Raw genomic sequence first — 5,051 nt, 5'->3', positions numbered from 1 at the left:
GGGGTTCATACACATATAAAAAGGGACTAATAGTCCAAAGTAGTTCAAAAACTACTCAACTGTTAGACCCTCTTTTTATAACGATCTATGTCTATGCTACAACCATTTGCCTTCTGTACATATTTTTATCATCCATCACCATAACATTTTTAAAGATTCGATTCATTTGATGGAAATGATTACCTTCTAAACAATCTCGCAAAAAAGCCTTTTTTAGATTCAATTGACGGAGAACCATTTACTGGTTCTGGTGGTGTTTCTTTCTGTTCCAGCATTTTAATTTTGTTTTCTGCCATTGCTTGTAATTGTTGTGCCTGATCTGCAAGCTTCTGTGCAACTTCGATTTGTTTATCTTTTTCTGCTAATTGGATATCTTTCTTTCTCAGCTGCTCATTTTTGGCATCTAACTCTTTTTGCAGAGTGGAAACTAAATCGATAAGTAATCGATTTTCGCAAACTTGGTTTTCGTTTTTAGTTTTCGTTTGATTTTGAGAAAACGTAGATTTTATAAGCTCTTCTTGCTCTTTTTCAATCGCAAACTGATTCCCGTTTTTTCGCAAACTAGACTGCAAACCAAGGTTTTCGATTTTCTTTCTTACTGCTGTCTTGCTAACACCCAATTCATCAGCTATTTGTTTGATTGTTTTTGCCATAATATACCTCAATAAATAAATTTTTCGTTTTAATAGTGTACTTTTTTAATGTAAGGGGGAGGGTGTTAAATTGATTTTCTAATCCATTCTGGATGATCTACAACATCAAATTCTGTTTCTTTATAACTAGTTCGTTTTCTAAGAGTAAACTCAATGTGTGTCGCTTTAACCCCTCGACGACCATTATTTTTTGCCACAGCCAAAAATTCGACACCTGCTCCATTAATGTCTACCACTGCTTGAGAAATCACCTTACGATTCAATTCTTTAAAATTTTTAAATTTTGTTTCTGTATCAGTTAATCGTCTTAGATTTTCAACACTAATCGAATATTTATGTTCCGACTGACGTTCTTGGCGTTCTCTGGAAAGCAAATATTCATAAAGAATCAATCCATATTTGGATTTAAATTTTTTTAATGCTGCGACATCGTATTGTAAGAAGAATTCTTTCAAATCGATTAAATAAGGCATCAATTCTTCTGAAAAGGTACATTGTATATTGTCATTAGATTGTTTAGCTGGATAAATCACCTTTGGAACTATGGATAACATCATAGTATTTCCATTCTTTAAATCCAATTCTACAATTTGTTTTTGCAAAGATTTAACTTGTCTTTTCATGTATTCGTCGTTTTCTTTGATTTCTAGCAGATCACCCAGTTCTTTTCTAGAAATTTCAACAGTATTGTTTTCAGGAGGTTTTTTAGTATCAATACAAGAAATTAAAGCTTTAAAAATTTTAAATGGAACAACACTCATATTCCATTTTGAAAGTTGAATCAAATCGTTCGATTGAACTACTTTATTTTTAATATCAAAATCACTCATAAAATCACCAGAAACAATCATACAATAAAGCGTATTATTTTTCAATAAGTACACCTTTAAACATTAAAAAAGTACACCTTTAAACATTAAAAAAGTACACCTTTAACATTAAAAAAATACACCTTTAACCATCAAAAAGCCCATAAATAAAGGCTTTTTTTCTTCCTAAAAGAATAAAAGATACTTTAAAAGAAAAGATAATAAGAATTTTTGATAAATTTTCTCTCTATTTTACACCTTTAAATTTGAACAATTGTTCAAAAATTCTGTGTTATGGATTATCAAAAAAAGTGACAAAACTCTGTCACTTTTTTTGTTCATATTCATAATCGATTTCATCGATCATTTCATTAACTTCTTCAATTGATTTTTATTAAATTGATCGTACTATCTCTCAATACCTCTGTCTCTCGAAAAACCTTTATATTTGATTTGTTCGTTTTTAGGTAAATTTAAAATCAATGCTTTTCGATTGATATCAACAGTTTTTGCATAATCTTCTAACAGACGAGGATGTCTAGGTTCTGGATCAATTGAATGGATGTATCGTGCAGTTCCAACCATAATATCATCAAAATTAGCTTCAAGATTTTTATAATCTGCATTTAGCTTGTCATATTCCGCTTCTAAGTTTTTATATTTATTCGAAATTTCTCTAGTAGCTTTTTCTAAATCAGAATCATAATATCTTTTTAATTGATCGTATTTATCTTCTGCTTTTATCGCTTTGTTTTTCCAATCAATCGCCATGTTTATTTCTTTGACGTATGGATGTTTCGCAACTTTGTCAATCAATGTCCTCATTCGATCGGCTCTATAAAATATAAAATCATGCAATTCTTTTTTGATTTTATGATAGACATCAACAAGTACATTATATCTGTCTACAAGTTTATTATGCTTATTTTTAAGACCATTCCATTGTTCAAGAGACATTTCAACTTTATTTTTTGAGAGTCCCTTAATCGTTACCATTGAATCATCTAAATATTCATGATTTTGTAATTTGACATATTCATCTGGTTCGATTGGTTCTTTTGGCCTTTTTTCGATTATCGCTATTGTTTTATCGATATATTGATTAAGATCATCTTGCAATGTTTTTATCGGATTGTTTATTATAAGGTTTTTTCTAGATTCTAGACTTTCGATTTGAGCCGTTTTTTGAGCGATTTGAGCGTCAATTTCATTTTTTTGATGTTTTAATTCGTCAATTTTAATTTCGGCCTCAGAAACGCTTTTTTGAAGCTCTGAGAGGGTGTTTTGTTTTTCAATAGACAATGTCTCGTATTTTTTGAACTCACGATATTGACGTACATTGAGATGTTCTGAACGCCCATCTCCCAATTCAAACTCAAGTTCATGCTTTTTCATGATTTCACGAAGTGAATTTAACTGTGATTCACGCCACTGATCGAAGCCATTACGATCATATCCCATTGATTTTAAAGCACCAGATAATGAATTTTTTGTTTCTAGACCTCGTTTATTTCCGGTAGAAACCGGAAAAAATAAAATGTGTGTATGATCCATACCTTCTTCATCACGATGTGTGATCTGTTGGCATACGTGAAAATTAGGGTTTTTCTCTTGAAATGTACGATTAAATTCATCTAATGCAGCTTGAATACGCTCATATTCATTTGGATTTTGTTTATCTTTCATTGAGCCAATTTGAATAATCAATTCATAGCTTGTTTTTTCTTGTTTCGAGCGACTGATTTTTTCGTAATAGTTTTTGATTTGACGGTCTGGTCTGCCTTTCTCAATCTGTTGTTGATTATATTTTTCTAACGCTTCACCGAACACTTTGTCATATTCACTTCGAATAGGCTCATTTTTATAAATGATATTTTGAGCAGATAGCTCTGGATTCCAAGATCGCTCATCAAATGATTTATTTTTAATGGACCTATCGTTATGTCGAGCGTACCCTTTTCCCTTTGCAATTGATACAGTTGGCATAATCATCACCCTTTCTTTTTAATCAATCCAAGGCGTCGATTTATCGTTGTCACAGAACAGTTATATTTTTTGGCTAATTGAGCAACTGATAAAGATTGACGTTCTGCTTGAAGTTCTTCTTTGGACGGAAGATTTATTTTTTTTCTGCCAGATGAAGCAGAAGATGCAAATTTTGGCTTAAGCATTTGATACATAGCTTTTTTTACTTTATTGGGCATTCCATTAAGTATCTCGGAAACTTTTTTAGGTGATACAATTTCAATTTTCCAAGAATTTTTCCCTTGTTCATAGTTCACATTATAGTAAAAGGAAAAACCATGAACTAACGCTTTAACCTCTTCTTCATTACCATAAAAATAGACAATTCTAGACATATTTACCTCCTCATATCAATTTATTTTGATATATATCTTTTTAATTTTGATATATATATCAATTTAATTTTGATATATATATCAATTTAATTTTGGTATATATCATTTTATTTTGATATATATATCAATTTAATTTTGATATATATCTTTTTTGATTTTGATATATATAATTATACCATAGTTTTGTTACTTTTTCCAAAAGTAACGCATTTGCACTTTTGACGTACCATCAAAAGTGCATGCGTACTCCGTAGGCTCTCTGAGGGGTAGGCTTCCGTGCCGACAAACGGAGCTATTAATCACTAACCTATCTTGACTTATATTTATTTTATATGTATACTATAAATATAAATAAGGCGGTATGATAATGACATTTGAGTGGGATGAAAATAAGAACCAAACCAATAAGAGAAAGCATGGTGTATCTTTCGAAGAAGCACAAACAGTATTTTACGACGAGCAAGCATTATTAGAATATGATGAGCTGCATTCAGAAGATGAGGATAGATTTCGTATCTTAGGTTGCAGCGATAAAGGAAATATTCTTCTTGTTGTTCATTGTATTCGCAACGAATCGATCATTCGAATTATTTCTTCGAGAAGGGCTACTGCAAATGAAAAAGCCGGTTATGAAAGGAGTTTAAAACCATGAAAGAAAGAGATGAATTTTTAGAAAAAGAATTTGACTTTAGTAGAGCTGTTAAAAATCCGTATGCAAAGTCATTGAAAAAGACCATTACAATTAATCTGGATGAAAACATCATCGGATATTTTAAACAAGAATCTGATAATGTAGGCGTACCATATCAAACTTTGATTAACATGTATTTAAAAGACTGTATGAAAAATAAACGCCATATTAAAATGATATGGGAATAGAATTTTGCTTCTTCTATAGATGAATAGAAAGTTTGGTAATAAAAAGTGAAATCTATTAAATCTTTACTAGAATCAATTAATAATTATTTTATCCATAAGGAAAAAGTAAGTTATATAATTGGCAGAATTTCTTTTTATATTTTAATTGGCGTTAATGCGATTTTTATAAGATTTTATCCTATAAACTCATTAGCCTACATCTTACTAACAATTATAGAAATTTGCTGGGCCCTATGCTTATATTTTAATTACTATATTTCAAAAAAATATTATAAAAAGGGGGTCTAACAGTTAAAAGTTAGATCTAAAAAAGGACTGGAATTCCTTAAATGGAAACTCCAGTCCTTTTT

6 protein-coding genes are annotated in these 5,051 nt (G+C 30.4%); 2 read left to right on the top strand and 4 right to left on the bottom strand.

Annotation, left to right across the window (positions count from 1 at the left end; translation table 11 throughout):
* Positions 1-179 precede the first annotated feature (179 nt).
* The 4 genes from PND65_RS09470 to PND65_RS09455 form a co-directional block, all read right to left on the bottom strand.
* Entirely contained in the window at positions 180-674 is a 495-nt protein-coding gene (locus tag PND65_RS09470) for an HTH domain-containing protein (protein ID WP_271991838.1), read from the bottom strand.
* A 44-nt stretch (positions 675-718) separates the two neighbouring features.
* The gene (locus PND65_RS09465; protein ID WP_271991832.1) at positions 719-1,528 is read right to left on the bottom strand and encodes a replication initiation protein; all 810 of its coding nucleotides are present in this window, start codon (positions 1,526-1,528) and stop codon (positions 719-721) included.
* 342 nt (positions 1,529-1,870) lie between these two features.
* Complete coding sequence (locus tag PND65_RS09460; protein WP_271991834.1) at positions 1,871-3,448, bottom strand: hypothetical protein; 1,578 nt, start codon at positions 3,446-3,448, stop codon at positions 1,871-1,873.
* Between the two features lie 5 nt (positions 3,449-3,453).
* Positions 3,454-3,822: a helix-turn-helix domain-containing protein gene (locus PND65_RS09455; protein ID WP_271991837.1), complete on the bottom strand. Its 369-nt coding sequence runs from the start codon at positions 3,820-3,822 to the stop codon at positions 3,454-3,456.
* A gap of 367 nt (positions 3,823-4,189) precedes the next feature.
* Here PND65_RS09455 and PND65_RS09450 point away from each other — a divergent pair, with 367 nt between their 5' ends.
* Together PND65_RS09450 and PND65_RS09445 are read left to right on the top strand one after the other, a co-directional pair.
* Positions 4,190-4,474 carry a BrnT family toxin gene (locus PND65_RS09450; RefSeq protein ID WP_195376461.1) on the top strand — a complete coding sequence of 95 codons (285 nt, stop codon included), beginning with the start codon at positions 4,190-4,192 and terminating at the stop codon, positions 4,472-4,474.
* Positions 4,471-4,701 (top strand): CopG family antitoxin, encoded by a 231-nt coding sequence (locus PND65_RS09445; protein ID WP_195376460.1) that lies wholly within the window; start codon positions 4,471-4,473, stop codon positions 4,699-4,701. The genes PND65_RS09450 and PND65_RS09445 overlap by 4 nt, the downstream gene beginning before the upstream one ends.
* Positions 4,702-5,051: the final 350 nt, after the last annotated feature.

Origin of the sequence: Faecalitalea cylindroides (assembly GCF_028321995.1) — a bacterium.
In the GTDB taxonomy this organism is placed as follows: Bacteria; Bacillota_I; Bacilli_A; order Erysipelotrichales; family Erysipelotrichaceae; genus Faecalitalea; species Faecalitalea cylindroides.
This window is presented reverse-complemented; position numbering and strand designations above follow the sequence as displayed.

Excerpts from the sequence above, each read along its gene's own strand:
- PND65_RS09460 (WP_271991834.1), bottom strand. The coding sequence starts at position 3,448 with ATGCCAACTGTATCAATTGCAAAGGGAAAAGGGTACGCTCGACATAAC.
- PND65_RS09455 (WP_271991837.1), bottom strand. The coding sequence starts at position 3,822 with ATGTCTAGAATTGTCTATTTTTATGGTAATGAAGAAGAGGTTAAAGCG.
- PND65_RS09450 (WP_195376461.1), top strand. The coding sequence starts at position 4,190 with ATGACATTTGAGTGGGATGAAAATAAGAACCAAACCAATAAGAGAAAG.
- PND65_RS09445 (WP_195376460.1), top strand. The coding sequence starts at position 4,471 with ATGAAAGAAAGAGATGAATTTTTAGAAAAAGAATTTGACTTTAGTAGA.